General features: G+C 62.5%; 25 protein-coding genes. 21 read left to right on the plus strand and 4 right to left on the minus strand.

Annotation, left to right across the window (positions count from 1 at the left end; all coding sequences use genetic code 11):
• Positions 1–21 precede the first annotated feature (21 nt).
• Entirely contained in the window at positions 22–258 is a 237-nt protein-coding gene (locus tag ACYVRZ_RS07055) for a hypothetical protein (protein WP_262315423.1), read from the minus strand.
• Positions 259–565: 307 nt separating this feature from the next.
• Between ACYVRZ_RS07055 and ACYVRZ_RS07060 the strand changes: the two genes are divergently transcribed.
• From ACYVRZ_RS07060 to ACYVRZ_RS07085, 6 genes are all read left to right on the plus strand, one after another.
• Positions 566–1,717, plus strand: a complete 1,152-nt coding sequence (locus tag ACYVRZ_RS07060) for a GNAT family N-acetyltransferase (protein ID WP_461225936.1) — start codon at positions 566–568, stop codon at positions 1,715–1,717.
• A 174-nt stretch (positions 1,718–1,891) separates the two neighbouring features.
• Complete coding sequence (locus tag ACYVRZ_RS07065; RefSeq protein WP_461225986.1) at positions 1,892–2,800, plus strand: ABC transporter ATP-binding protein; 909 nt, start codon at positions 1,892–1,894, stop codon at positions 2,798–2,800.
• Positions 2,790–4,409, plus strand: coding sequence for an ABC transporter permease (locus ACYVRZ_RS07070; protein WP_461225937.1), 1,620 nt, complete (start codon positions 2,790–2,792; stop codon positions 4,407–4,409). Before ACYVRZ_RS07065 ends, ACYVRZ_RS07070 begins: the two co-directional genes overlap by 11 nt.
• A gap of 7 nt (positions 4,410–4,416) precedes the next feature.
• Entirely contained in the window at positions 4,417–5,094 is a 678-nt protein-coding gene (locus ACYVRZ_RS07075) for a TetR/AcrR family transcriptional regulator (protein ID WP_461225938.1), read from the plus strand.
• 203 nt (positions 5,095–5,297) lie between these two features.
• Positions 5,298–6,740: an APC family permease gene (locus tag ACYVRZ_RS07080; protein ID WP_461225939.1), complete on the plus strand. Its 1,443-nt coding sequence runs from the start codon at positions 5,298–5,300 to the stop codon at positions 6,738–6,740.
• 155 nt (positions 6,741–6,895) lie between these two features.
• Positions 6,896–8,029, plus strand: coding sequence for a GGDEF domain-containing protein (locus ACYVRZ_RS07085; protein ID WP_461225940.1), 1,134 nt, complete (start codon positions 6,896–6,898; stop codon positions 8,027–8,029).
• A gap of 135 nt (positions 8,030–8,164) precedes the next feature.
• Here ACYVRZ_RS07085 and add read toward each other — a convergent pair whose 3' ends face one another.
• Positions 8,165–9,193 (minus strand): adenosine deaminase, encoded by a 1,029-nt coding sequence (add, locus tag ACYVRZ_RS07090; RefSeq protein WP_461225941.1) that lies wholly within the window; start codon positions 9,191–9,193, stop codon positions 8,165–8,167.
• A gap of 82 nt (positions 9,194–9,275) precedes the next feature.
• Between add and ACYVRZ_RS07095 the strand changes: the two genes are divergently transcribed.
• The 15 genes from ACYVRZ_RS07095 to ACYVRZ_RS07165 all read left to right on the plus strand — a co-directional run bounded on the left by ACYVRZ_RS07095 (position 9,276) and on the right by ACYVRZ_RS07165 (position 25,228).
• The gene (locus ACYVRZ_RS07095; protein ID WP_461225942.1) at positions 9,276–10,577 is read left to right on the plus strand and encodes a pyrimidine-nucleoside phosphorylase; all 1,302 of its coding nucleotides are present in this window, start codon (positions 9,276–9,278) and stop codon (positions 10,575–10,577) included.
• Positions 10,578–10,665: 88 nt separating this feature from the next.
• The gene (locus tag ACYVRZ_RS07100) at positions 10,666–11,757 is read left to right on the plus strand and encodes a metallophosphoesterase family protein (RefSeq protein WP_461225943.1); all 1,092 of its coding nucleotides are present in this window, start codon (positions 10,666–10,668) and stop codon (positions 11,755–11,757) included.
• A 962-nt stretch (positions 11,758–12,719) separates the two neighbouring features.
• Positions 12,720–13,481: an exodeoxyribonuclease III gene (locus ACYVRZ_RS07105; protein ID WP_461225944.1), complete on the plus strand. Its 762-nt coding sequence runs from the start codon at positions 12,720–12,722 to the stop codon at positions 13,479–13,481.
• Between the two features lie 8 nt (positions 13,482–13,489).
• Positions 13,490–14,029, plus strand: a complete 540-nt coding sequence (locus ACYVRZ_RS07110; RefSeq protein WP_461225945.1) for a 3'-5' exonuclease — start codon at positions 13,490–13,492, stop codon at positions 14,027–14,029.
• 54 nt (positions 14,030–14,083) lie between these two features.
• Positions 14,084–14,944, plus strand: a complete 861-nt coding sequence (gene murB / locus ACYVRZ_RS07115) for a UDP-N-acetylmuramate dehydrogenase (protein WP_461225987.1) — start codon at positions 14,084–14,086, stop codon at positions 14,942–14,944.
• A gap of 335 nt (positions 14,945–15,279) precedes the next feature.
• Positions 15,280–15,819, plus strand: a complete 540-nt coding sequence (locus tag ACYVRZ_RS07120) for a helix-turn-helix domain-containing protein (RefSeq protein WP_461225946.1) — start codon at positions 15,280–15,282, stop codon at positions 15,817–15,819.
• Between the two features lie 23 nt (positions 15,820–15,842).
• Positions 15,843–16,934, plus strand: a complete 1,092-nt coding sequence (locus tag ACYVRZ_RS07125) for an ABC transporter ATP-binding protein (RefSeq protein ID WP_225049093.1) — start codon at positions 15,843–15,845, stop codon at positions 16,932–16,934.
• A gap of 11 nt (positions 16,935–16,945) precedes the next feature.
• On the plus strand, positions 16,946–17,761 hold the full coding sequence (locus ACYVRZ_RS07130; protein WP_461225947.1) for an ABC transporter permease: 816 nt from the start codon (positions 16,946–16,948) through the stop codon (positions 17,759–17,761).
• On the plus strand, positions 17,758–18,570 hold the full coding sequence (locus tag ACYVRZ_RS07135) for an ABC transporter permease (RefSeq protein ID WP_262315570.1): 813 nt from the start codon (positions 17,758–17,760) through the stop codon (positions 18,568–18,570). The genes ACYVRZ_RS07130 and ACYVRZ_RS07135 overlap by 4 nt, the downstream gene beginning before the upstream one ends.
• Positions 18,567–19,640: an ABC transporter substrate-binding protein gene (locus ACYVRZ_RS07140; RefSeq protein WP_461225948.1), complete on the plus strand. Its 1,074-nt coding sequence runs from the start codon at positions 18,567–18,569 to the stop codon at positions 19,638–19,640. Before ACYVRZ_RS07135 ends, ACYVRZ_RS07140 begins: the two co-directional genes overlap by 4 nt.
• A gap of 169 nt (positions 19,641–19,809) precedes the next feature.
• The gene (locus tag ACYVRZ_RS07145) at positions 19,810–21,480 is read left to right on the plus strand and encodes a MutS-related protein (RefSeq protein WP_461225949.1); all 1,671 of its coding nucleotides are present in this window, start codon (positions 19,810–19,812) and stop codon (positions 21,478–21,480) included.
• A 138-nt stretch (positions 21,481–21,618) separates the two neighbouring features.
• Positions 21,619–22,863, plus strand: a complete 1,245-nt coding sequence (locus ACYVRZ_RS07150) for a carboxylate--amine ligase (RefSeq protein WP_461225950.1) — start codon at positions 21,619–21,621, stop codon at positions 22,861–22,863.
• A 33-nt stretch (positions 22,864–22,896) separates the two neighbouring features.
• Positions 22,897–23,358: a universal stress protein gene (locus tag ACYVRZ_RS07155; protein ID WP_461225951.1), complete on the plus strand. Its 462-nt coding sequence runs from the start codon at positions 22,897–22,899 to the stop codon at positions 23,356–23,358.
• Positions 23,359–23,430: 72 nt separating this feature from the next.
• Complete coding sequence (gene sfsA, locus ACYVRZ_RS07160; RefSeq protein ID WP_461225952.1) at positions 23,431–24,153, plus strand: DNA/RNA nuclease SfsA; 723 nt, start codon at positions 23,431–23,433, stop codon at positions 24,151–24,153.
• Positions 24,154–24,184: 31 nt separating this feature from the next.
• On the plus strand, positions 24,185–25,228 hold the full coding sequence (locus ACYVRZ_RS07165) for an AI-2E family transporter (RefSeq protein WP_461225953.1): 1,044 nt from the start codon (positions 24,185–24,187) through the stop codon (positions 25,226–25,228).
• Between the two features lie 76 nt (positions 25,229–25,304).
• Here ACYVRZ_RS07165 and ACYVRZ_RS07170 read toward each other — a convergent pair whose 3' ends face one another.
• Together ACYVRZ_RS07170 and ACYVRZ_RS07175 are read right to left on the minus strand one after the other, a co-directional pair.
• The gene (locus ACYVRZ_RS07170) at positions 25,305–25,667 is read right to left on the minus strand and encodes a hypothetical protein (RefSeq protein ID WP_461225954.1); all 363 of its coding nucleotides are present in this window, start codon (positions 25,665–25,667) and stop codon (positions 25,305–25,307) included.
• 159 nt (positions 25,668–25,826) lie between these two features.
• Positions 25,827–26,030 carry a hypothetical protein gene (locus tag ACYVRZ_RS07175; protein ID WP_461225955.1) on the minus strand — a complete coding sequence of 68 codons (204 nt, stop codon included), beginning with the start codon at positions 26,028–26,030 and terminating at the stop codon, positions 25,827–25,829.
• Positions 26,031–26,038 lie beyond the last annotated feature (8 nt).

Consider the following 26,038-nt stretch of genomic DNA (forward strand, 5'->3'; position numbering starts at 1 on the left):
GCCGCTGAAGCCCGTGAACGGCTAGTCGGCGGCCGGCACCAGCCAATCGGTGTCCAGCAGCTGGTGCAGCCTTGTAGAAACCGGCACCCACAATTTAGCTTTGACAATGGCGCTGATGACCGCCCAGAACTGGGGGTCGTCGCGCTGTTTTTGATTGGTTTCGATCACCAGCGGGGCCCCGTTCTCCAGGTGAGCGGTGATGGTGGGGTAGGTGATCTGGTCGAGCTGGGCGGTGTAGACGTTATTTTGAAGTTTCATATGTAAGATCCTTTCACGAGAGGCGGGGCGTTGCGTTATCAACAAAACCATCATAACCAGCGCCTGTGAGCGTTCGGCGCAGGATTCAAGACGATAATGTGAAGGCTTTCTAAAGCTAAGGTAAAGATGCAAGCGACGCCAAGCTACGCTATACTGAAGACAGTGTGTTTGATGATTCACAAAAAGGCGGTGGCCCCGCGGCTCGGCCGCCAGCAGACGCGGCCGGACCTAGCTGGCCGGTCGGCTAAACGCTCGGCTATGCCCTCTAATCGAAAGGATTGTGATATTTGTGACCGATGTTCGGCGCTTGACTGCAGAAGATGAGGCGAGCTTTTACGCGCTTGCCCGTTACGCGTTCCACAAGCCGCAAAGCGCGACGCGCGACCGCGCCTTTGCCAGCTTGTACGACCACAGCGCGGCCTGGGGGACCGGCAGCCCGTTGACCTCCGGGCTGCTCGGGACCCACTTCACCGTGGATCTGGCCGGAGTCGCCTACAAAATGAGCGGCGTGGGGTACGTCGCCAGCTACCCCGAGGCCAGCGGCAAGGGGGGCATTCACACCATCATGGGCCAGGCCTTTGCCGACATGCGGGCCAACGGGGAGACGCTGTCTTACCTCGCGCCGTTTTCCGCGCCGTTTTACCGCCGCTTCGGCTACGAAGGCGCGTTCGACCAGGTGACCCACGAAATTGACGCGGCGGCCCTGCCGAAGGTGCCGCGTCACTCCGGCGCCGTCTCCGTGGATCGGGTGCCGTTTCGCGCGGCGATTGAGGCGATGACCACGGTGTACGGTCGCAGCAAGGAAACCACCCGCGGCGGGTTACGCCGCGCCGACTGGTGGTGGCTGAACATGGCCGACCACTACCCGAGCCGCGAGGTCGCCGTGGCTAGCCTCGGCGATCACCCGACCGGCTACGTGATTTACGAACGCAGCGGCGATTTATTTTGGGTGCATGAGCTGTTTTACGACGACCTGGACAGCCTGTTGGCACTGGTTCAGTTCTGCGCGGCTCACCGCACGGCCTTCGCGCGTTTTCGCTACACCACAGGCGACCCCGAATCGCTGCACGACCTGCTGCCGGATCCCAGCGCCTTGCGGTCGTCGGTTCGCGCGTTCATGATGGCGCGAATCGTCGACGTTAAGGACTTCATGACCCGCTACCCGTACCAGGTCTCGGACCTCGCCCCGGTGGTGTTCGGCATTCAAGACACCAATATTCCGGAAAACGACGGGCGCTGGCGCCTGGCCATCAACGATGGGCAGGCGAGCTTCGAGCGCGACACCTCCGGGGTGCCGGCGATCACCTTGAGCATCCAGCAGCTGGTGAAGGTGACCTTCGGGGTGCGGTCCCTGCGCGATGCCTACAACCTCGGCCTGATCGACGGTGACCCGTTCACGGTGGCCAGCCTCGATGACGCCTTTTTGCAGCGGCAGACGCAGCTGTTCGATTACTTCTAAGATGGCTTCCTCGAAAAACGTTGACTCGCGGGTCAACGTTTTTTTCGTTCCTACGGCCGCGCGGGTTTGCGGCGACTGGCGGTTGACTCGATAAGCGTTGACTCACGAGTCAACGACCGGCTATACTCACCTCGATAGCAATCCAGAAGAGGCAAGACCTCACGGGAGGAAGAAATCATGACCGAAGTAGTGGCAATCAACCATTTGCAGAAGCGATTCGGGAAGTTCGAGGCGCTCAAGGACATCACGCTGAGCGTTAACTCGGGCGAGGTGTTTGGCTTCATCGGCCCCAACGGCGCGGGTAAGTCGACCACCATCCGGACGCTTTTGGGCATCCTGAAGGCCAGCGGCGGCTCCGCGACCATTTTTGGCCAGGACGTCTGGACAGACGCCGTGGCGATTCACAAGCGCCTCGCGTACGTCCCCGGCGACGTCTACCTGTGGCCGAACCTGACCGGCGGCGAGGTGATCGACCTGTTCCTGAAGATGAACGGGGAGCGGCACAGCGCCCACACCGATGAGCTGATCAAGCTGTTTGAGCTCGATGCGACCAAGAAGTGCCGCACTTACTCCAAGGGGAACCGCCAGAAGGTCGCGCTGATCGCCGCCTTCTCCAGCGACGCGGCGCTGTACGTGTTCGATGAGCCGACCAGTGGCCTCGATCCCTTGATGGAAGAGGTGTTCCAGACCCAGGTGCTCGCGTTGAAGCGGGCGGGCAAAAGCGTGTTGCTGTCCTCGCACATCCTAAGCGAGGTCGAGCGCATGTGCGACCGCATCGGGATCATTCGCGAGGGCCGCATCATTGAAACCGGCACCCTGGACGCGATGCGCCAGCTGTCGCGCAGCACCGTGCGGGTGACCACCACGGCGCCGCTTGCCGACATCGCCAAGCGTCCGGACGTCCACCAGTTCAAGGCGGACGGCGACCACACCGCGACGTTCGCCGTCGACTCGGAGAACCTCGGGGCCGTGATCACCACGCTGACTGGGCTTGGCATCGTGACGCTTCAGAGCACGCCGCCGACGCTTGAGGACCTGTTCCTGCGCTACTACAACCAAGGCGGTGAGCACGATGGCCAATAAGTTCAAGTCCGTGGGCCTGGTGCTGGCCTTGAACCTGCGCCGGGACTGGCTCAAGATTGTGTTTTGGCTGCTCGGCCTGGGCGGGCTGATGACCGCCGCGGCCGCGAAGTTCGACGGCCTGTATTCGACCCAAAAGGCGATGTCCTCAATCGCCGAAACCCTGAGCACGCCGGCGATGGTCAGCATGTTCGGGCCGTTCACACCCAAGCCACCGTACACCGTGGCCGTGATCTACGGCGCGATGATGATGGTCTTCATGGGGCTGTTCGCCGCGATGATGAACGTGTACTTCGCCGTGCATGCCACCCGCGTCGAGGAGGACGCCGGCCGCACTGAGTTCATCTTGGCCCACGCGGTCGGGCGCCAAAGCCCGCTGGCCGCGGCGATTCTTGAACTGGCGGCAATCAACTTGGTCGCCGGCGTCTTGGAGGCGCTGGGGCTACAGGCCGCGAACATGACCGGGGGTTCGGCGGCAGGCAACTGGCTGTTCGGGCTGGGGCTGGCGGCCTTTGGCTTCATGTTCGGCTGCTTCTCGCTGTTGATTGCTCAGGTTGCAAGCTCCGGGCGCAGCGCGACGATTCTCAGCTACGTCCTGCTCGGCGGCCTGTACGTGGTGCGTATGGGGACCGACGTTCAGAATCCGGACCTGAGCTGGTGGACGATTTTTGGCTGGATCGAAAAACTCAACTTATATACCCACAACACTTGGTGGCCACTGCTTTTGATGCTCGGCTTGAGTGCGGTACTGCTGGTCGTGGCCGTCGCGCTGTCAACCGCCCGTGACACCGGGGCCGGGCTGATTCAGCCGCGGGCCGGCCGCGCCCGCGCCTCACGATTCTTGGCCGGACCGCTGACGCTGCTGGCGCGGCTTGAGCGCACCAGCACGCTGATCTGGCTGGTGTCCTTGTTCATTTTGGGTGCAAGTTACGGCTCGATTTTTGGTACCGTTGGCGACCTGGTCAAGACCAACCCGGCAATCGGGCAGCTGATGGGCACCGGGGCGCTGCACGCCGCCGGTCGCACCATGGTGTTGACCTTCGCCAACAAGCTGAGCATCATTTTCGCCGTGGTTGCGACGATTCCCGCGGTGATTACGCTGCTGAAGCTCAACGGCGACGAGCGCGGCGGCTACCTCGAGCTGGTGCATGCCAAGCCGGTGTCTCGGCTGCGCCTGTACGTCAGCTTCTTGGTCCATGCGGTGCTGGCCGGGTCTGCGGCGCTCGTGCTGGGCATCCTCGGCATGGCCGTGGCCGGCTCGGCCAGCCTGACCACCACCCCGATCTCGATTGCGCGTTACCTGCGAGCCTTCGTCGGCTACTGGCCGGCGGTGCTGGTGACGCTGGGCGTGGTGCTGGTGGTGATTGCCGTGCTGCCGCGGCTTCAGGCCTGGGTCTGGGCGATTCCAATTTACGGTGTGTTGTCCCTGTACCTCGGGAACATGATTGGGCTGCCGGAGTGGGCGACCAAGATCACCCCATACGGCTGGGTCAACCACGTGCCAGCCGCCGCCATCGACTGGGGGAGCTTCGCCTGGATGACCGCGCTTGGCCTCGCCTTGATGGTCGCAGGTTACGTCGGCTACAAGCGGCGCGACCTGCTGACCAACTGAGGGCGCCATGGGTGCGGCAAGAGACGCGGCCAAGGAACAGCGCATCCTGACCGCGGCGATGCACGAATTCGCGCAGGCGGGCTATCGCGACGCCAAGACCGACGTGATTGCCAAGGAGGCCGGCGTCTCCAAGGGCTTGGTTTTTCATTATTTTCAGAGCAAGGCGAACCTCTACGTGGCGGCGGTGCGGTGGACGCTGCAGCGAATCAACGGCATCGCCGACTGGACCGTGTGGCAAAAGGCGCCGGACCTGCCGACGATGGTGCGACGGGCGATGCGCTACAAGCTGAAGCTGCAAGTCGAGTATCCCGACGAGTTCGCGCTGAGCCTCGCCGCTTACTCGGACGGCAGTCAGCTGCCCGAGGCGCTGAGGCCGGAGCTTCAAGCGCTGTGGCAAGACGAGATTCAAGGCGCCGTGCCGCAGCTAACCGGGCCGGTGTTCGGCCGGATGCACCTGCGCGAGGGCGTGGCGGCGGCGACTGTGCAAAACTTGGTGGTGATGATGAGCGACCTGATCTCCACCAAGGCCAAGGCCTTCATGCACCAACACCCCGCCGCGACGGTGGCCGATCTCGAATTTCTGGTCGACGACACACTGGCGATTCTCGACGTGCTGGAGCACGGCTTCCTGGCGCCGGAAGGGTCAGCCAGTCCCGGGCGGCGGCAGACCGCAAAAGGCGAATGAGCCGCCGGCCACCAAACGCCCGGCAAACGATAACTGAACTCTCAGGCAGCGGCCATCGACCGCTGCCTTTTGTGTGTCTTGACACACCGAATTCTTAGCGAAAAATAGGCCGGGCCTCACCGCGCCGCCGGTCTGGACCTGTTACGCTGGTGGCGTCTACCATTCTGGTGACCGGAATATTCGAAGAGAAAGTTGGGGGAATTATGTCAGAAGACAATAAGCAATTGCGCTGGTACAACGTCGCCTTGATCGCCTTTGTGGCGGTGTGGGGCCTCGGCAACGTGGTGAACAACTACGCGCTGCAAGGCCCGTCCGTCATCGTGTCTTGGGTGTTGATCATGGCGCTTTACTTCGTGCCTTACGCGTTGATCGTCGGTCAGCTGGGCTCGGCGTTCAAGGACGAGGCCGGCGGGGTGGCCAGCTGGATTCGCAACACGTCGACCAAGCGCCTCGCCTACTACGCCGCCTGGACCTACTGGGTGGTTCACGTGCCGTACCTGGCGCAAAAACCAAGCGGCATTCTGGTGTCTTTGAGCTGGCTGTTTCAGGGTAACGGCAAGTTCGTTAACGAGGTCGACTCCCGGCTGGTGTCCTTAATCGCGCTGGTGATTTTCCTGGTATTCTTGTGGCTGGCCTCGCGGGGGCTGACCACGCTCAACCGCATCGGCTCGGTGGCCGGCACCGCGATGTTTGTGATGTCTTTGCTGTTCATCTTGCTGGCGGTGTCGGCGCCGTTCATGGCCCATGCGCCGGTGGCCACGGCTCACCTGGATAAGCTGAAGACCTACCTGCCGAGTTTTGACCTCGGCTACTTCGCCTCGATTTCGATGCTGGTGTTTGCCGTCGGTGGGGCGGAAAAAATCTCGCCGTACGTTAACCGCACCAAAAACGCGGCCAAGGAGTTCCCCCGGGGGATGCTGGTGTTGGCGCTGATGGTGGCCGTCTGCGCGTTGCTCGGCTCCTTTGCCATGGCGCTGCTGTTCGACGCTAATCACCTGCCCAAGGACCTGATGGCCAACGGCGCCTACATGGCCTTCGCCAAGCTCGGCGGCTACTACCACGTCGGCAATGTGTTCGTGATTCTCTACGCGCTGGCCCAGGCGCTGGCGCAGATCTCGGCCTTGGCCTTTTCCATCGATGCGCCGCTGCGCATTCTGTTGGGCGACGCGGATCCCGAGTTCGTCCCGGCCGGGTTGGCCAAGCTCGACGACCGCGGCACCCCGACGCGCGGCTACCTGATGACCGGCATTTTGGTCAGCCTGCTGATCATGGTGCCGACGCTTGGCATCAAGAACATGAACGCGCTGTACAACTGGATGCTTAACCTCAACGCGGTGGTGATGCCGATGCGCTACCTCTGGGTGTTTTTGGCCTACATCCTGTTGAACCAGCAGCTCAAGAAGTTCCCGTCGGCCTACCGCTTCGTCAAAAACAAGTACGCGGGGATGGCCATCGGCGCGTGGTGCCTGGTGTTCACCGCCTTCGCCTGCCTGCTGGGCATGGTGCCGAAGGTCAACTTCGCCAAGGACCCCGGCACCTGGTGGTTCCAGCTGGCGCTAAACATTGTGACGCCGTTAATTCTGCTGGCGCTGGGCCTGATTTTGCCGGCCATCGCGCGGCGGCACCGCGGCAGCAAGGCGGCCTGACGCCGGCTTGCCTGGGGACTCACCGCTCGAATGGGGGCCGGTCGCATGCGACCGGCCTTTTGGGCGTGGCGAGGTCGCGATTCCGGATTGGGTTTGACACCCGTCGGCTCGCGGCCCATTATTAAGTTAATCCACTGAACGATGGGGGCGTTAGATTGGCTGGATTAACGATTTATATTGGGGATGTTTTTCTGGCCGTGGTCAGCACCCTGGGGTTCATGACGGTGTACACGCAGATCGATGCGGGGACCAAGCGGCGGCTGGCCGCACGGCGCAGCCTCAGCCGCCTGGCCGGCAGCCTACCGCAGCTGGCCTACATCGGCGCCATCCTGATTCTGCTGCGGGGCCTTGAAATCGGGGCCCCGGCCGAGCCGTACTGGCTGTTCGTCAACCTGCAGCTGATCATTTTGGTTTACAGCAACTTCCTGGTGCAGTCGGTGCCGGCCGCGCTGGGGCTGCAGACGTTGGGGCTGGTGCTGTTCGCCTCGACCGGCGGCATCAACTGGGTGACCGGGCCGCTGTATTTGACTGCCTGCCTGCTGGTGTATTCCGAACGTTTTTGGGGCAAGCAGGCGGCGCAGCACCAGCTGTTGTACCTGGTGGTGCCGATCCTGATCGGCGCGGTGTTTTGGCTGGCGGTGGCTACGGAGTTCCCGACGGTCACCAGGGCCGGCGGCATCGCCCATTTTCTGGGCTACGGCTGGGCCTACCTGGCGCTTTGGGATTACGAGCACTATCAGCGCAAGGACCAACAGGTGCTGGCGCAGCTGACCCGCGATGTGCAGTACGACGCGCTGACGCAAGTTCGCAACTGGGCGATGTTCCAGCGCGATTTTTCCACCCAGTACGCGGCGCTGGACGCCGACCACACCGACCTCGCGCTGGTGGCCCTTGATATCGACCACTTCAAGTGGATCAACGACGACCACGGCCACCTGGTCGGTAACCAAGTGCTGATGACGGTGGCCAGCCAGCTTGAGGCCAGGCTGCAGCAACGCGACGCTGGCTTTCGGCTGTACCGCACCGGCGGCGAGGAGTTCGCGATGATCCTGCCCGGCCTGACGCTTGCGGAGGCCCAGGCGCTGGTGGCCGATTGCCAAAAGCTGCTGCGGAGCCTGGTGATTCGCCACGCGACCGGGGAGCTTTGCATCACCGCCTCCTTTGGCCTGGCGATGGCCACTTCGCAGGACGGCAGCCCGACGGCGGTGTTCAAACGCGCCGACCGCTACTTGTACCAGTCCAAAGCCGGCGGCCGCGACCGGGTGACCGCCGAGGGCCGGGCCGCCTGACGCGGCAATCCGACCATGCAAAAACCGTTCGTCTTATCAGCGACGAACGGTTTTTGCGTGGTTGGGCAGCGGGGCCCTGGCAAGCGGGGCCCTGGCAAGCGGGGACCGGGCGGCCGAGGCCTAGGGTTTTGCGTCCTAGTCGCGGCCGACGTAGGGCGCGTATTCCGCGGCCAGGCGGCGGCTCAGGGCCGCTCGCTGGGCGGCCGGGATGAAGGCGGCGGCCGCCGCGGTTTGGTTGAAGGTGAGCAGATCGGCGTAGGTCACGCCGAACAGTTGGCCGAACAGCTCGTACTCGCGGGTCAGCGTGGTGTTGGACACGGTGCGGTTGTCGGTGTTGATCGTGATTTTGGCCCCGGCGGCCCGCAGCGCCTTGAAGGGGAACTCGGCCAGGCTGTTGGCGGCCTTGGTCTGCAGGTTAGAGGTCAAACACAGCTCGGCCACCGCACCGGCCGCGGTGAAGCGCGAGATCAAGGCGGGGTCTTGGCCGATGGCGGTGGCGTGGCCGATGCGCCGCACCCCGGCGGCCAAGGCGGCTGCGATGTTGGCGGCGCAGTGGCACTCGCCGGCGTGGAAGGTCATCGGCAGGCCAAGGCTTTGGGCGAAGCGCAGCGACTCCGCCACCACGGCCGGCGGGAAGGCGGCCTCGTTGCCGGCAAAGTCGCCGCCGCCGACGCCGCGGCCGACCAAAGGCGCCGCCGCGGCAAAAATCGCCTGGGTCACCGCCGCCGGGCTTTGGCGCATCCCGCACACCAAGGCGGTGGCCTGCACGTCGAACTCGGCGCTGGCCGCGGCGAGCCCAGCCATCGCGGCCTCGATGGCCTCAAGCGCCGACAGCTCACCGTCCATGGAAAACTCCGGGGCGAAGCGAACCTCGATGTACCGCACGTTTTCCGCCGCGGCCTGGGCGACCACGTCGTGAGCCGCCAACCGCAACGCCGGGGCGGTTTGAAGCAGCGGCCGGATGACATCGAAGGGCCGCAGGTAGTCCATTAATGACTGCGCATCGGGTGGGGCGCAGACCATGTCTCGAAGCGCCGCGTCGGCTGCCGGCAGCGGGACGTTGGCCATGGCGGAGAGCCTGCGAATGACGGGCAACGACAGCGACCCGTCGAGGTGACAGTGAAGCTCGACTTTGCCGAGCTGGTGCAGAATTTGTGCGTCCATGTGAGCCTCCTGATCGTCAATCTGAAACTCTGGTCTGAATACGCTATACTATAGATATTAACACGCAAGGGAGTGGTGACGCATGCGGATGGTTGACCTGATTACCAAAAAACGCGACGGCGGCGAGCTGACGGCGGCCGAGCTGAACTGGCTGATCGCGGGGTACGTCGACAACACGGTGCCGGATTACCAGATGAGCGCCTTTTTGATGGCGACGTACTTCAAGGGGATGACGGACGCGGAGCAAACCGCGCTGGCCATGGCGATGCTGCATTCCGGCGACCGGCTGGACCTCAGCGGCATTCCCGGCGTCAAGGTGGACAAGCATTCGACCGGCGGCGTCGGCGACAAAATTTCGCTACCGCTGGCGCCGTTGGTGGCCTGCCTCGGGGTGCCGGTACCGATGATCTCTGGGCGGGGGCTGGGCCACACCGGCGGCACCCTGGACAAGCTCGAGAGCATTCCGGGCTTCACCGTCGCCGAGACCGAGGACCAGTTCAAAGACCAGGTCGCAACGATTCGCCAGGCTATCGTCTCAAGCTCTAAGGCGCTGGCGCCGGCCGACCGCCTGCTTTACGCCCTGCGCGACGTGACCGGCACCGTCGAGTCGATTCCCCTGATTGCAAGCTCCATCATGAGCAAGAAGCTGGCCTCCGGTACCGACGCCTTGGTGTTCGACGTCAAGGTCGGCAACGGCGCCTTCATGAAGACGCTGTCTCAGGCCGAAAAGCTCGCCCGCGCCTTGGTCGCCATCAGCAAGCAGGCCGGCGTCGCCGCCGTGGCGCTGTTGACCGACATGAGCCAGCCCCTGGGTGTCACCATCGGTAACAGCCTGGAGGTGGCCGAGGCCATCGCCATCCTCAAAAACCGTGGGCCCAAGGACGTGCGGGATTTGACCGTGGCGCTGGCGGCCCACATGCTGGTGTTGGGCCACCGCGCGGAAAGCCTCGAGGTCGCGACCGGGATGTGCGAGGATGCCCTCAAGGACGGTCGGGCCCTTCGCGCGTTCAAGCAGCTGATCGAGGCGCAAGGGGGCGACGTCGGCGTCGTGGCCGATCCGCGCCGGCTGCCGCAGGCCAAGTTTAAGATTCCGGTCACGGCCCCGACCGCGGGGGTGGTCACAGCCATCGACGCCAACGCGCTGGGCACCGCCGTGATGCAGCTGGGTGGTGGCCGCCAGACGCTTGATTCCAAGCTGGACCTCGCCGTCGGGCTGGTGCTGCACAAGAAGGTCGGCACCCCGGTGTCGGTCGGCGACACGCTGGCCACCATCCACGCCAATCAAGAAGACGTGGCCCAGGTGGCCGCAGCCGTCGCCGCCGCCTACACCATCGGCGACCAGGCGCCGGCTAAGCAGCCGCTGATCCAGCAGGTGATTCGCTGATTCCGCACCGCGAAAATCCGCCCCTGTGCCGATACATTTTGGCTTTGGGCGTGTATGATGGTGGCAAAAGCACAAAGGAGTGACCGACATGCGTCATCACGAGAACATCACGATTCGCCGCTTCGCCAAGGCCGACCTGACCGCGTTCGCCGATTGGGTGCGACCGCAGATCACCGGCGCCAGCCTGAACATGGCCGTCATCACCGACACCCATGATCGCACCAAGCTGTCGCGCAGCTTTTACGGCCCCAACGGCTACTGGCACGTGCTGGAGCAGCACTGGCTGGCCGGTGAGCTGCCGATCGACTGGCGCGTTCACCTGGGCGACTTGGTCGATGGCTCGGAACCCGCCTTTTTGACCCAGTGGCGGCTGCGCAACATCGTCAGCGACTACGCGGCGTCTGCGCTGCCGTACGTGATCACCAAGGGCAACCACGACGACAACGACAAGTTCGCCGAGCGCAACCGGCGCTTCACCGGGAGCTTTCACCCCTGGGTCTTCAATGAGTACGTGTTCGCCAAGATGAAGGCGCAAGTCGGGGCCCCGCTCGTGTCGGCCCACGGGCTGTCCGTGTTCGACTGGGCCAACATTCGCGTGATCACCCTGAACACCTCGGATGTGCCGGTGCGGTGGGTCGGCGGCCGCAAGAACTACGACGTCAAAAAGACCTTGGCGGTGACGGCCGCGCAGGTGCAGGAGCTGATCGATGCCCTGCAGTCGGCGGGGTCGCGCGACGTGTTGATCATGAGCCACGCCCCGGTGATGACCCGAAGCGGCAAGCCTGGGCTGCGCTTCAACGGCCGCCAGGTTCACGAGGTGCTTCGCGCGTTTAACGCCAAGCTGGCCGGGCAGGTGACCTTCGGGGAACACCCGGACTTTGGTGGGCAGGCGCAGTTTGATTTTAGCCACACCCAAGGCACGATCATCGCCAGCCTCGCCGGCCACTGGCACACCGAAGAGGACTTCGCGGTCAACGGCATTCACTACTGCCTGCTGAACACCGCCGCGTTGATGGGCCGCAACCACGGGCTGACCACGCGCTTCAACCGCAAGTGGAACCGGCTGATCAACACGCCCAGCGAGTACGCCGGCTACGTGGTGTCGATCAACGCCGCCACCCGCCGGCTCGGGGTGTTCGGCTACGGGGCCGCGACCCCATCGCGGGTGTTCGGCTACTGAGACAATTAACGGGATGAATCAACCGAGACGGATCGCAGCGATCCGCCTTTTTGATTGGCCGGACCAATCTTTGCCAGGTTGCGCAGGTCAACTTAAAAAATAACAGGGAAGCGCTTGCAAAAAGTCGGGGCCCATGCTATACTTTAGTCAAGGTCAAGGAAGGATTGCTCAGCCAGTCAACCAAGTCTCATCAGCTTAGAAGGAAGATCCCGGCAAGTCGTTCAACACAGGATGACGCACTGAGCTCCGGAAACACCAGAAACAAAGCATTAACTGCAAAGAACCGGTAACACGAAATTGGAGGTGTGAGTCTAATAACAAGGCTCAACGAACCAAGCGTGACCACTGCGAGTTAAAGGTGCAACACGGGTAATTAGCATAACACCAAACAACGCCAAGTAATTAGGCCGCACCATGCAATACCGCAGTCTAAGCGTACAAGTGAATATCAGAACAGTTTGAGGTGGAACCATCAATTTAATGTCACTGCAAGTTTATCGTCACCAGCTGACAATCACCCTGACCTAGGACGCGCGCATGCCATCAACATGCGCGCGTCTGTTTGTGTGCCGCCGCTGCCTTGGAACCCGGCGAACCGGATTGCGTAACGGCGCCTACCTGCTGGCCCGAATACCAGGGTTGGACCGCCACCCACCGGCTGTATCGTGTACCGCCTACTCGCTTGCGAGGTAGCTGCGGCGGCGCATTGACCGGTGGCTTGCGCCAAGCGGCTGCGCAGTACCCCAGATCGCTTGGCCTTCAGTTCACAGCAACGCAACAACAAGATGGCTAAGGCCAGCAGCCAGCAGCGAAGCGCTCGCCGCTGGCTTCGGCGCGGCCGCCGCCGGGGCAACCCGCGGCGACTTTTTGGTGTGTCTGGGTAGTCTTGGCCCGGGGTCAATTGCCCGCGACTCGAATTGCAGGTACAATGAGCTCAGAGAATGTAGATGGGAGACTGGACAATGAAATTCATTTCGTGGAACGTGAATGGGTTACGCGCGGTGCTGAAGAAGGATTTTGAGGCGACCTTTGCGGCGCTTGACGCCGACTGGTTTTGCCTGCAGGAGACCAAGATGCAGGCGGGGCAAGTGACGCTTGACCTGCCCGGCTACCACCAGTACTTCAACTACGCCGAGCGCAAGGGGTATTCCGGCACCGCCATTTTCACCAAGCACGAGCCGCTTGCGGTCACGTACGGCATCGGCACCCCGGAACTTGACACCGAGGGCCGCGTAATCACGCTGGAGTACCCCAAGTTCTACCTGATTACGGTGTATACCCCAAACTCCGGCAGCGAGCTTAAGCGCCTGGACTTCCGCCAGGCGTGGGACAAGGCCTTTCTCGCTTACACTCAGGCCCTGGCGGCCAAGAAGCCTTTGGTCTACTGCGGTGATCTGAACGTCGCGCATCAGGAAATCGACCTGAAGAACCCGAGTGCCAACCACCACAACGCCGGCTTCACCGATGAGGAACGCGCAGGCTTCTCCACGCAGCTGGCCGCCGGCTTCACCGATTCGTTCCGCCACTTCTACCCGACGTTGACCGACGCGTTCTCCTGGTGGAGCTACCGCTTCAACGCTAGAAGCCGCAACGCCGGGTGGCGCATCGACTACTTCGTGGCCAGCACGGGTTTTGTGCCGTTCATGCAAGACGCCAGCATCCACAGCGAGATTCTGGGCAGCGACCACTGCCCGGTCGAGCTGGTGACCGAAGACCTGCTTTAGGAGGCAACATGGATTTTATCGCGATGGATTTTGAAACCGCCAACCGCAAACGCGCCAGCGCCTGTTCGCTGGCCCTGGTGGTGGTCCAAAACAGCCAGATTACCGACAGCTTCTACACCCTGATCGACCCGGAGGACGACTTCGAGCCGATGAACGTGCAGATTCACCACATTCGCCCGAGCATGGTGGTGGGGCAGCCGAACTTCGCCGGGGTGTGGCCGCACATCCAGTCGTTTTTCACCCGCGACCGGCTGGTGGTGGCGCATAACGCGCCCTTCGACGTGTCCGTGATGCGCCGCAGCCTGGAGCGCTACCACTTGGCCGTGCCGCGCTACCAGGTGATTGACACCGCACAGACCAGCAAGCGGCTGATGCCGGAGCTTGACAACCGCAAGCTCGACACCGTCAGCGCGGCCTTGAACATTCCGCTGACCAACCACCACAATGCGCTGGCCGACAGCTACGCCTGTGCCCGGATCCTCTTGGCCCAGGCCGACCGCTTCGGGCTGGCGGCGCTTTCGCCTTTGACCAAGCTCACGGCGGCGTGATGTGCTAGACTGAATACGACGAAAGGAGTCGATAACTTGGACGCAGAGATTCGCATGCTGCACCACGAGCCGTTGAGCCGCTACACCTTCACCAAAACCGGGGGCCCGGCCGACCTGCTGGCGTTCCCCAAAACCGTCGCGGAGGTCCAGCAGTTGGTCACCATGGCACAGGGGCAAGGGCTGCCGCTGACGGTGATCGGCAACGCCTCGAACCTGATCGTCCAAGACGGCGGCATTCGCGGGTTGACCATGATTTTGACGGATATGGCCGCCGTCACAATTAGCGGCGACCGCGTGACCGCCCAGGCCGGGGCCCGGCTGATCGACACCACCGAGGCGGCCTACCGCGCCGGGCTGAGCGGCTTCGAGTTCGCCTGCGGCATCCCCGGCTCCATCGGCGGCGCGGTGTACATGAACGCCGGCGCCTACGACGGCGACATCGCCTCGGTGCTCGAAAGCGTCACGGTTCTGACGGCGGCAGGCGACTTGGCGACCTACAGCAACGCCGACATGGCCTTCAGCTACCGCCACAGCCTGGTGCAAGACAACGGCGCGATTGTCCTTTCGGCGACCTTCGCGCTGACGCCGGGCGACCCGGTGGCGATTCGCACCAAAATGGACGACTTGAACGCCCGTCGCGCCGCCAAGCAGCCGCTGGAGTACCCGTCTTGCGGCTCCGTCTTCAAGCGGCCGCCGGACCATTACGTCGGGCCGATGATTCAGCAGGCTGGCCTGCAGGGCCACATCATCGGCGGCGCCCAGATTTCCAAGAAACACGCCGGCTTCATCGTCAACATCGACCACGCCACGGCGACGGACTACCTGAACATGATTCACTACGTCCAGGCCAACATCTTCGAGCAGTTCGGGCTGCACTTGGAGCCCGAGGTGCGAATCATCGGCGCGGCGCAATAGCCAGTGCGGGGCTGCAATCATCTGATTGCGGCCTTTTTTGATTGGCCGGGCGCGGCCGCCTCGTATTGGCGGCGGCTTGAAGCGTCGCGGCCACCGGGTGCGGCGGGGCAGGCGCCGACTCGCGGCCTGGGTCGCCGCGCTTGTTCGGCAATGCTGCGGCCGGTGGTGCGAAAGCCGGTCTGGCCAGCCGCGAGGGCGGCCAGACCGGAACGACCCCTGTCATCAAATTGTCATCAATTTTTTTGCGCGGGGACGTTGCTTTTTGGGGGTCAGTCGGTATAATGGGCTAGAATATTAAACTCAGAGTTTAGTTTTACCAAACAAGGAGGTGTCGCATGGATATCGGTCAGAGGATTCGCGACCTGCGGATCCAAAAGAACCTGACACAAGAGGAGCTGGGAGAGCGAACCGACCTGACGAAGGGGTACATCTCGCAGCTTGAGCACGATCAGGGCTCGCCTTCGATGGAGACATTCTTCGACATCCTGAACGTGCTGGGGCAGACGCCGGCGCAGTTTTTCACCGAAAACCGTGAGGACCAGCTGGTGTACACCGCCGCAGACCAAGTCGAGTATGAGGATGAAGAGCGGGGGTTCAACCTGCGCTGGCTGGTGCCGGAGAGCAACGAGAACGAGATGGAGCCGGTTCGCATTAGCTTCGCACCGGGCGGCACCTTCAAGACCTTCGAGCCGTCGCCGGCCGAAACCTTCGTCTACGTGACCAAGGGGCGGGTGACCCTCGAGCTCGGCGACAAGCACTACCTGGCCAAGCGTGGCGAGACGATCTACTTTCACGCGACCCAGCAGCACCGCATTGTCAACGCCGCCAAAACCGCCAGCGAAATCCTGCTGGTGGCCACGGCGTCTTACCTGTAAGTCCAGTTAGAGGAGTGGGGAGATTGAGCAACAACACCATCATTGAACTCAAGCACGTCAACAAGACCTACGGCGACACCGTCGTTCTCAAGGACGTGAACATCGAAATCGAGCGTGGGAAGTTCTACACGCTGCTGGGGCCTTCCGGCAGCGGCAAAACCACCATCCTACGCGCCATCAACGGCTTTTTGGACGTGACGTCCGGCGACGTCTTGTTCGAGGGCAAGCGGGTCAACGACATCCCGGCCAACGAGCGGCGCGTCAACACTGTTTTCCAAGACTACGCGCTGTTCCCGCACATGAACGTGTTCGAAAACGTCGCGTACGGCCTGCGCATCCAAAAGCTGCCCAAGGCCGAGATCAAAACGCGGGTGAAGGACGCCTTGCACATGGTGCGGCTGGACGACCTGGCCGACCGCGAGATTTCCGAGCTGTCTGGCGGCCAGCAGCAGCGCATCGCCATCGCCCGGGCCATCGTGCTGGAGCCTTCCGTGTTGTTGCTCGACGAGCCGCTGTCGGCGCTTGACGCCAAGCTGCGCAAGGACATGCAATACGAGCTGCGCGAGCTGCAGCAGCGGCTGGGCATCACCTTCTTGTTCGTCACCCACGACCAGGAAGAGGCGCTGGCGCTGTCCGACGAGATCTTCGTCATGAACGACGGCGAGGTCCAGCAAAGCGGCACCCCGGTGGACATTTACGACGAGCCGATCAACCACTTCGTCGCCGACTTCATCGGCGAAAGCAACATCGTCTCCGGCTACATGATCGAAGACTACCTGGTGGAGTTCAACGGTAAGCAGTTCGAATGCGCCGACGCCGGGATGCGGCCGCACGAGCAGGTCGAAGTCGTGCTGCGGCCCGAGGACCTCGACTTGACGGCCGTCGACAAGGGCAAGGTGACCGTCACGGTCGACACCCAGCTATTTCGCGGTGACTACTACGAAATCGTGGCCTACGACGGCGCCCAAAACGAGTGGCTGGTGCATTCCACCAACCCGGCCAAGGACGGCGAGACGGTGGGGTTGACCTTCGATCCGGAGGACATCCACGTCATGCGCCTGAACGAATCGGAGGAGGACTTCGACGCGCGGCTTGAAAGCTACGAAGGTGAATAGGGGGGAGTCAGTTGAAGAAAAGTACCACCAATGCGGCCTTTTACGTGCCGTACGGGTTGTGGCTGGCCCTGTTCGTCGTGGCGCCGGTCCTGCTCATCATCTACCAAAGTTTCTTTGACATCAGCGGTCACTTCACGCTGAGCAACTACGCGACGTACTTTCAGTCTGGCACCTACATCCTGATGACCATCAACTCGGTGGTGTACGCGTTCATCATCACCGCGGTGACGCTGCTAATCTCGTATCCCACCGCGTACCTGCTGCACTACGCCAAGCACAAGCAGCTGTGGCTGCTCTTGATCATCCTGCCGACCTGGATCAACCTGCTGCTCAAGGCCTACGCCTTCATCGGCATCTTCTCTCAAGACGGCGGGGTCAACGGCTTCCTCGCGATGTTTGGCATCGCGCCCAAGCAGTTCCTGTTCACGGACTTTTCGTTCATTCTGGTGGCGAGCTACATCGAAATTCCGTTCATGATCCTGCCGATTTTCAACGGCATCGAGGAGCTCGACCAAGGCTTCGTCAACGCCTCCCGCGACCTCGGGGCCAAGGGCTGGCAGACCTTCACCCGCGTGATTTTGCCCTTGACCATGAGCGGTGTGAAGGCCGGGGTGCAGGCGGTGTTCATCCCCAGCCTCAGCCTGTTCATGCTGACGCGCCTGATCGGCGGGAACCGCGTGATCACGCTGGGGACCGCGATTGAGGAGCACTTCTTGGTCACGATGAACTGGGGGATGGGCTCGACCATCGGCGTCGTCTTGATCATCGCGATGTTTTTGATCATGTTCCTAACCGGGGAACGCAAGCGGAAGGGGGGCCGGGCCTGATGAAAAAATGGAAGTGGTCTAACCTCTACCTGATCTTCGTCTTCATCCTGCTGTACGTGCCGATTTTCTACCTGGTCGGCTACTCCTTTTCCGCCGGCGACTCGATGAGCAACTTCCACGGCTTCACCTGGCAGCACTACCTGGACCTGTTCGCCGACACGCGGATGATTCAGATCGTGGTCGACACGCTGCTGCTCGCGCTGTTGTCCAGCCTGATCGCCACCATCGTCGGCACGATGGGGGCCTTGGCGATTCACCGCACCAGCCGGCCGGTGATCAAAAACACCGTGCTGAGCATGAACAACATCCTGATGGTGTCGCCCGACGTCATCATCGGGGCGAGTTTTCTGATCTTCTTCACCGCGCTGAAGGTCCCGCTGGGCTTCCTGTCGGTGCTGCTGTCTCACATCGCCTTTTCGATTCCCATCGTGGTTTTGATGGTGCTGCCCAAGCTCAAGGAAATGCGCCAGTCCATGCTGGACGCGGCGCGAGATCTCGGCTCCACCACCACCCAGGTGCTGACGCACATCATCATGCCGTTCATCACCCCCGGGATTTTGTCCGGGTTCTTCATGGCCTTCACCTACTCGCTGGATGACTTTGCCGTCACCTTCTTCGTCACCGGCAACGGCTTTCAGACCCTGGCCGTCGAGATCTACGCCCGGGCCCGGCAAGGCATCAGCTTGGAGATCAACGCGCTGTCCGGCGTGATGTTCATCTTCGCGCTGCTCTTGGTGATCGGCTACTACTTCATCCAGCAAGGCGCCCAGACGCGCAAGGCCAAGCACAAGGGAGGCGAGACACTGTGAAGAAGCTCATGAGCATGATCGTGGCGATTCTCGCCGTGGTCGCCGGGCTGGCCCTGTGGTCGGCCAACCTGAAGAAGACCCAAGGCGCCACCGGTGGCAACACGCTGAACTTCGCCAACTGGGGCGACTACATCGACCCGGCGTTGATCAAGAAGTTCGAGAAGCAAACCGGCTACCACGTCAACCAGGAGACCTTCGACTCCAACGAAGCGATGTACACCAAGATTCAGCAAGGCGGCACGTCCTACGACTTGACCGTGCCTTCCGAGTACATGGTCGAGAAGATGATCAAGGCCAACATGCTGATTCCGCTGGACAAAAGCAAGCTGACCGGCCTGAAAAACTTCGGCAGCCTGTACATGAACCGCTCTTTTGACCCCGGTAACAAGTACTCGCTGCCTTACTTTTGGGGTACGCTTGGCATCATCTACAACGACCAGTACGTCAAGCGCTCCGAGGTCGAGCACTGGGATGACCTGTGGAACAAGAAGTGGCGCGGTGACATCATGCTGATCGACTCGGCGCGTGACATCCTGGGCTTCTCCCTGGTGTCGATGGGCAAGTCGATGAACACGACTAATCCGACGACCCTGCAGCTGGCCAAGACCAAGCTCGACGCGCTGTCGCTGAACGTCAAGGCGGTGGTCGCCGACGAAATCAAGATGTACATGGCCGAAGGGGAGGCGCCGCTGGCCGTCGACTGGTCCGGTGAGGCCGCCGACATGATGTGGGACAACTCGCACCTGCATTACGTCGTGCCGACCGAGGGCTCCAACCTTTGGTTCGACAACTTCGTGATTCCCAAAACCGCTAAGCACCTGAAGGCCGTCTACGCCTTTTTGAACTTCATGAACGACCCGAAGAACGCGGCCCAAAACGCGGATTACGTCGGCTACTCGACGCCCAACGACGCCGCCTTGCGCCGCCTGCCCAAGAAGGTGCAAAACGACAAACAGTTCTACCCGGACCAAGACGTCATTCGCCGCTCCGAGGTCTACAAGGACCTGTCACCCAAGACCGTGGGGCTGTACAACGACCTGTTCCTCGAGTTCAAGATGTTCAGAAAGTAATCGCACCAACGCAACGCGCCACCCATTCCGACGAAGCCGGATTGGGTGGCGCGTTGTTGCGGTTTGGGACCGCCGCCGAAACCCGCGCGAACGCGGTAGCAGTAGAATCCGCTTGCTTTTTTGCGCCACGGCCGTATTCTGAGGGTAACAATTGCAAGGGGTGACAGGAATGGACGCGAACAGCGGGTGGTGGCTAGTCGGCTTTGGGCTGGTTTTGGTGGCCGTGGTGGTGGTGTCGAGCATTCGCGAGCGGCTGGCGCTGCGCGACCGGCTTTTGGGCAGCTGGGGCCAGCTGCCCGAGGCCCGGCGCCAGGACAGCCCGGCCAGCCTGGAGGAGGCGTTCCGATACGCCAGCCAGCTGCACCCGGTCGACAGCACGGTTGATGCGCTGACCTGGCAGGACCTGAACCTGCAGACGGTGTTTCGCAGCCTGAACCTGACGGAGTCCAGCGTCGGCGCCGAGGCGCTTTACGCCAGGCTGCACGCCTTTGACTTCGGCCACGCCGGCGACCTCGAGGATCTGATTGCCTTTTTCACCACCGAGCCGGTCTCGCGGCTGCGCTGTCGCACCGCCTTTGCTAGGCTGGGCAAAAGCGACCACAACCAGACGCAGGCCTACCTGCTGGAAGGCGCCAAGCACGAGCTGCACCAGACCTGGCGCTACGTCGTGCTGGGCTGCCTGCCGCTGGTCGGGCTGGCGCTGGCGTTCGTCTTGCCGCTGGTCGGGGTGACCGTGGTGATGGCCAGCCTGATTTTCAATTTGATCTACTACCAACTGCGGCGCGAGCGGCTGACCGTCGAGCTCAACGCGATGCGCTACCTGGTGCAGACGGTGGCGACGGCGCGGCGGGTCGCCAAGCTCGAGACGCCGCGCCAAGCCGCCTTGCAGCAGGCGCTGGCGCCGCTGGCCGCCATCACCCGCACGGCCTTCGTGTTTCGCATCAAGACCGGGACCGCCGGCGAGGTGATCGCCGATTACCTGAGCATCGCGTTCATGCTGCCGTTCATCTCGTACAACTTCGTGCTGGAGAAGCTGCACCGCTCCCGCAAGGCGGCGCTTGACCTGTGGCGGCAGCTGGGCGACCTCGAATGCGCGATTGCCATCGCCAATTACCGCCTGGCCCAGCCGGTCAGCTGCATCCCGCGGTTTGCGGAAGGCGGCGTGAACGCGACCGGCCTGGTTCACCCGCTGCTCAAAAAGCCGGTGGCCAACGACCTGGCCTGGACGCGCACCGCCTTGATCACCGGCAGCAACGCCTCGGGCAAGTCGACCTACGTCAAAAGCGTCGCGATCAACTGCCTGCTGGCGCAGACCATCAACACCGCGACGGCGGCCACCTTCACGCTGGCGCCGGGCCACGTGATCACCGCCATGGCGATTCAAGACGACCTCAGCGCCGGCGACTCCTACTTCATCGCCGAGATCAAGGCGATTCGCCGGCTTTTGACCCAGGTCCAACAAGGGGCGCGGGTCTACGGTTTCGTCGACGAAATCCTGAAGGGCACCAACACGGTCGAGCGCATCGCAGCCTCGGCCAGCATCATCGACTGGCTGGAGCCGACCGCGGCCTTGACCATGGTCGCGACCCACGACAGCGAGCTGACCGCGATTCTCGGCGCCGGCGTGGTCAACTGGCACTTCCAAGAAAGCGTCGACGCTGGTGGGGTTCACTTCGACTACCGGCTGCACCGGGGTCCGGCCACCACGCACAACGCGATTGCACTGCTGGCCCACCTCCAGTACCCGGCGGCGGTGACGGCCACGGCCAAGCAGCTGGCCGCCGAGTTCGAGGCGACACACCGCTGGCCGGCCGTGGCGCCGCCTGCGCCCGACGCCTGAGCGGCCGGGCCAATACCGGCGGCATCGCGGCGACTTGGCACCGAGCCTGGCGCCGCCTGCGCCGCCGCGCGGTTTTAGGTAAATCCGCGGTGGCATGTTATACTTGAGCCAAAGTGTGGATAAGGGAGGGCGACGCGGTTGGCGGAAAGTCCGGAGTTTGCGGTGGTGCTGCTAGGCAGCGATGATAATGTGTACGGCATTGCCCGTTCCTTTCACGAACGGTACGGCACCGTGGCGACGGTGTATGCCCGCGAGCAGTTCGCCCCGACGCGCTACTCCAAAATCGTGGATGTTCACCTAGTGGCGGACTTCGATCAAGACGCGGTGTTCATCAAGACCTTGATGGCCCTCACCTGCCCGCAGCCGACGCTGCTGTTGCCCTGCGGCGACGCCTACGCCAGCCTGGTGGCCACGCACAAGCAGGCGCTGGCCACGAAGTTTCTTTGCCCGACCATCGACGCGGCGCTGTTGGCCGAGCTGGCCGACAAGGAGCGTTTCTACCAGCTGTGCTCGGATCACGGCATCGCGTATCCGGCGACGCGAATCGTGACGCCGGCCATGGCGGCCAGCGGGGTGGCAATCAGCTCGCCCTACGCGTTTCCCGTCATGCTCAAGCCGGCCGACAGCCTGGCCTGGCACCGCCTGAGCTTCGAAGGGGTGAAGAAGGCCTACCTGATTCACTCGCAAGTCGAGCTCAACGCCACGGTGCAAAAGGCCTACGCCAACGGTTACCGCGGCAACCTGATCTTGCAGGACTTCATCCCCGGCGACGACTCGCAGACCCGCGTTTTGAACGCGTACGTGACCGGCGACCACCGGGTCAAAATGATGTGTTTGGGCCACCCACTCTTGGAGGACCCGACGCCCAATGTCATCGGCTCTTACGTCGCGATTCTGCCGGCGCATGACCAGGCGCTGTACGACCGGTTCGCGGGGTTTCTTGAGGCCATCGGCTACGTCGGGTTCGCCAACATCGACCTGAAGTACGACGTTCGAGATTCGCAGTTCAAAATCCTCGACTTGAACCTGCGGCCCGGCCGCAGCGCCTACTACGTCACCCTGAACGGCTACAACCTGGCGCAGTGGCCGGTGGCGGAGCTGATCGAGCACACCTTGGCCAGCGAGCCGCCGGTGTTCGCCAATCCGCCGGCCGCCTCGCGCAAGCTGTGGCTGGGGGTGCCCAAGAAGGTCTTTACCACTTACGCCAGTGGCAACCCGGCCAAGGCCGACGCGCTGCGGCTGATCGCGGCGGGGCAGGTCGGCACCACCGTGTTTTACGACGGCGACATGTCCTTTCGCCGCTGGGTGCTGATGACGTACATGTTCCACAATTATTACGGCCGGTTTCGGCAGTATTTTGCTGAAAACAAGGGCGGCGCGTAGTATCCTGTAAGCACAAGCAAAGGAGCGATACACATGGCCACTGAAGAAGACTTCGAAGTTCAATCAATGCACTACAACCGCCTGCTTTTGGCGGTGGATGACGACGACGATGATTCATCGCGCAAAGCGTTCAACTACGCCTGCACCCTGGCGAAAATCTACAGCATTCCGCTGGGCATCGTGTCGATTCTTGAAACCGGCGACCTGAACATCTACCAGTCGCTGTCGCCGGATCTCTTGAGCCAGCGCCGTTCCGAGATTGCCGCTCACCTCAACACCTACGTGGAAAAGGCGACGGCATTCGGGGCCCAAGACGTGCAGCCCCTGATCGGTGAAGGCAAGCCCGGCCGCGTGATTCTGGACGAAATCGTGCCGGCTTTCAAGCCGGACCTGATCATCTTGGGCTCGCACAACCGCCGCGGCCACGTTCACATCGGCCACGTCGCCGGTGACATCGTGCGTGAGGCGGAGACTTCGGTCATCGTCGTGCGTTAGGCCAAGCGGCGCGGTTGCGCCGCTTTTTTGCTGGCCGCGGCGTTCGCGGGGCATTGCCCGGAAAGGCGCATCATGGATTACGGAACTGTTCAAATCGGGCGGGTGGTCAAGCGCATCAGCCGCTTCACGGTCACCGTCGACTGCGACGGCGCGGTGGTCGCCGCTCACCTGAGCAACACCGGCCGCAACAAGGAGCTACTGGTCCCCGGTCACGCGATCAGCATTCGTAAGGCCCAAAACCCGGACCGCAAGACGCCTTACGACATCATCGCCGTGCAGCGCGACGACCGCTGGATCAACATCGACAGCCTGGCGCCCAACCGGCTGGTCAACGCGGCCTTGCGCGACGGCAGCCTGAGTCTGCCCGGCTGCCCGGGGCCTTACGTCGTGCATCCGGAGACCACCTACCGCGACTCGCGGCTGGATTTTGCCGGTCACACCCAGGCCGGCCAAGAATGGTTCGCCGAGACCAAGGGGGTGACTTTGGCCAACGGCACCCGGGCGGCCTTTCCGGACGCGCCGACCACCCGCGGTCTCAAGCACGTCCACACGCTGACCGCGGCGGCCCAGGAGGGGTACAAGGCCTTTTTGGTGTTCGTGATTCAGCTCCCCGGCATTCAAGACGCGACCATCTACCGCGACCGCTTCCCCGAGCTCGCCCCGGCGATTGCGACCGCCCAGGCGGCAGGGGTCCAGGTCCTGGCCGTGACCTGCGCCAGCGGCCCGGACTTTTTGACGCTGGCGCAGCCGGTCCCCTTCGACTTGAGCCTGCCATTCCGCGAGGTCGTGGTATAATGACCGGGAAGTTAACCCGAGGAGCTTGTGCATGACACCTTACCAGAAATTCATTGCGAATGAAAAATTGCGCCGCGCGGCCGTGATGACCAGCGTCGTCGTCTTATTGTGGCTGGCCCGAAGCATCATGAGCACGATTTTGCTCACCTTCATCTTCGCCTTTTTGGTGACACGGGTGATCAACCTGGTGCGACGTAAGCTGCGCGTCAAGGCGGTGGTGGTGGTCGCCCCCTTGTACCTACTGGTGGTCGCGGGGCTGATGTATACCCTGATCCATTACGTGCCGGTGATCGCCAACCAGACGGTGCATCTGTACAACCAGGTTCAAACCTTTTACAACAGCAAGGAGTTCGCCAACAACCAGGCGATGCAGTGGGTGCTGGATTCGCTGAACAAAATGAACCTGAAGACCCAGCTGCAGGCCGGGATCAACACGATTCTCGAATACGCCGGCAGCATCACCGCCATGGGGGTCACGCTGCTGCTGTCGTTGATTCTCAGCTTCTTTTTCACCGTTGAAATCGATGAGCTCAAGGTCTTTGGCCGGCGCTTTTTGACCTCGCCGTTCGGCTGGTACTTCGCCGATCTCAAGTACTTCGCCGAGAAGTTCATCAACACGTTCGGCGTCGTGATCGAGGCGCAGATCTTCATCGCCATCGTCAACACGGTGATCACGACCATCACTTTGATCGCGCTGAAAATGCCCAACGTGCCAAGCCTCGCCATCATGGTCTTTTTGCTGTCGATGATTCCCGTGGCCGGCGCGATCATCTCGGTGGTGCCGCTGGCGATCATCGCCTTCACGGTCGACGGGCTGCAAGGGGTGATCACGATCATCGTGATGATCTTGGTGATCCACATGCTCGAGGCCTACGTGCTCAACCCCAAGTTCATGTCCAGCCGCACCAAGCTGCCGGTGTTTTTCACCTTCGTCGTCCTGCTGGTCGGCGAGCGGCTGTTCGGCACCTGGGGGCTGATCGTCGGCATCCCGATCTTCACCTTCATCTTAGACATTCTCGGGGTCAAGAAGATTCCGGAAGAGGCGGCACCACCGGCCAAGCCAACCGCCAAATAAAAAACCGGTTCGTCCTTGCCGCCAATGCGTTGGCAGGGTGAACCGGTTTTTGCGTTGCGCCGCCGGGCTTTCGGCGTCAGCGCGTCGCGGTGCCGGACTGCCAGGCGGCCACTTGGCCACACACGGCGTCGAAGGTGTCGACGGCCTCGCGGTAGCCGGTCGCGTCTTCGCCGTGTTGGGCGGCGAATTCGGCCGGACCGCCGGCGATGAACGGCCACTCGTAGGCCTGAACGGCTTGGTAAGCGGCTGTCAAGGCCGCGTTCAACGCCGGCTGCCCACCCAGCTGCAGGGCGATCTGGACGACGCGGTAGTCGGTGTAGGCCAGCTCGTATTGCACCGCGATTGGGCGGGCGAAGGGGTGGTTGGCCTGAATGTGGCGCAGGTGGTGGTCGACGGTCCACTGCAGATTCTGCAGGCTGCTTGCGATTTCAAGGGTCATGGTGGCGCCTTCTTTCGTCAGGATACCGTCATGATACCCCCAATGACGCCAAAAAGCGCCTCAGACGACTCGGCGCAAGCGGCCGAGTCGCGGCTGCTGACCTCGCCTCGCCCGGCGGCGGCCACGGCGCTGTCAGGGCGCGGCTTAACCGGTGGCCCCTCAGCGGTGGAACAGCCGGTACAGGCCCCGGGCGATCAGGGCGAAGCCGCCGCCCAAAAGCAAAATGTCCATGATGCCGTGGAGCAGCGACAGGCCGCTGCTTTGGTCGACCGCCGTCTGCAGGGCGGGGGCGTTGACGTAGACGAGGAAGTAAACGATGCTGAGCACCCACAGCGCGGCGATGGCAAGCCAGAATTTTTTCATGAGGGTCC

This window comes from Lacticaseibacillus suihuaensis, assembly GCF_054785075.1.

Excerpts from the sequence above, each read along its gene's own strand:
- ACYVRZ_RS07055 (WP_262315423.1), bottom strand. The coding sequence starts at position 258 with ATGAAACTTCAAAATAACGTCTACACCGCCCAGCTCGACCAGATCACC.
- ACYVRZ_RS07070 (WP_461225937.1), top strand. The coding sequence starts at position 2,790 with ATGGCCAATAAGTTCAAGTCCGTGGGCCTGGTGCTGGCCTTGAACCTG.
- ACYVRZ_RS07075 (WP_461225938.1), top strand. The coding sequence starts at position 4,417 with ATGGGTGCGGCAAGAGACGCGGCCAAGGAACAGCGCATCCTGACCGCG.
- ACYVRZ_RS07080 (WP_461225939.1), top strand. The coding sequence starts at position 5,298 with ATGTCAGAAGACAATAAGCAATTGCGCTGGTACAACGTCGCCTTGATC.
- add (WP_461225941.1), bottom strand. The coding sequence starts at position 9,193 with ATGGACGCACAAATTCTGCACCAGCTCGGCAAAGTCGAGCTTCACTGT.
- ACYVRZ_RS07095 (WP_461225942.1), top strand. The coding sequence starts at position 9,276 with ATGCGGATGGTTGACCTGATTACCAAAAAACGCGACGGCGGCGAGCTG.
- ACYVRZ_RS07100 (WP_461225943.1), top strand. The coding sequence starts at position 10,666 with ATGCGTCATCACGAGAACATCACGATTCGCCGCTTCGCCAAGGCCGAC.
- ACYVRZ_RS07105 (WP_461225944.1), top strand. The coding sequence starts at position 12,720 with ATGAAATTCATTTCGTGGAACGTGAATGGGTTACGCGCGGTGCTGAAG.
- ACYVRZ_RS07110 (WP_461225945.1), top strand. The coding sequence starts at position 13,490 with ATGGATTTTATCGCGATGGATTTTGAAACCGCCAACCGCAAACGCGCC.
- murB (WP_461225987.1), top strand. The coding sequence starts at position 14,084 with ATGCTGCACCACGAGCCGTTGAGCCGCTACACCTTCACCAAAACCGGG.
- ACYVRZ_RS07120 (WP_461225946.1), top strand. The coding sequence starts at position 15,280 with ATGGATATCGGTCAGAGGATTCGCGACCTGCGGATCCAAAAGAACCTG.
- ACYVRZ_RS07145 (WP_461225949.1), top strand. The coding sequence starts at position 19,810 with ATGGACGCGAACAGCGGGTGGTGGCTAGTCGGCTTTGGGCTGGTTTTG.
- ACYVRZ_RS07155 (WP_461225951.1), top strand. The coding sequence starts at position 22,897 with ATGGCCACTGAAGAAGACTTCGAAGTTCAATCAATGCACTACAACCGC.
- sfsA (WP_461225952.1), top strand. The coding sequence starts at position 23,431 with ATGGATTACGGAACTGTTCAAATCGGGCGGGTGGTCAAGCGCATCAGC.
- ACYVRZ_RS07165 (WP_461225953.1), top strand. The coding sequence starts at position 24,185 with ATGACACCTTACCAGAAATTCATTGCGAATGAAAAATTGCGCCGCGCG.
- ACYVRZ_RS07170 (WP_461225954.1), bottom strand. The coding sequence starts at position 25,667 with ATGACCCTTGAAATCGCAAGCAGCCTGCAGAATCTGCAGTGGACCGTC.
- ACYVRZ_RS07175 (WP_461225955.1), bottom strand. The coding sequence starts at position 26,030 with ATGAAAAAATTCTGGCTTGCCATCGCCGCGCTGTGGGTGCTCAGCATC.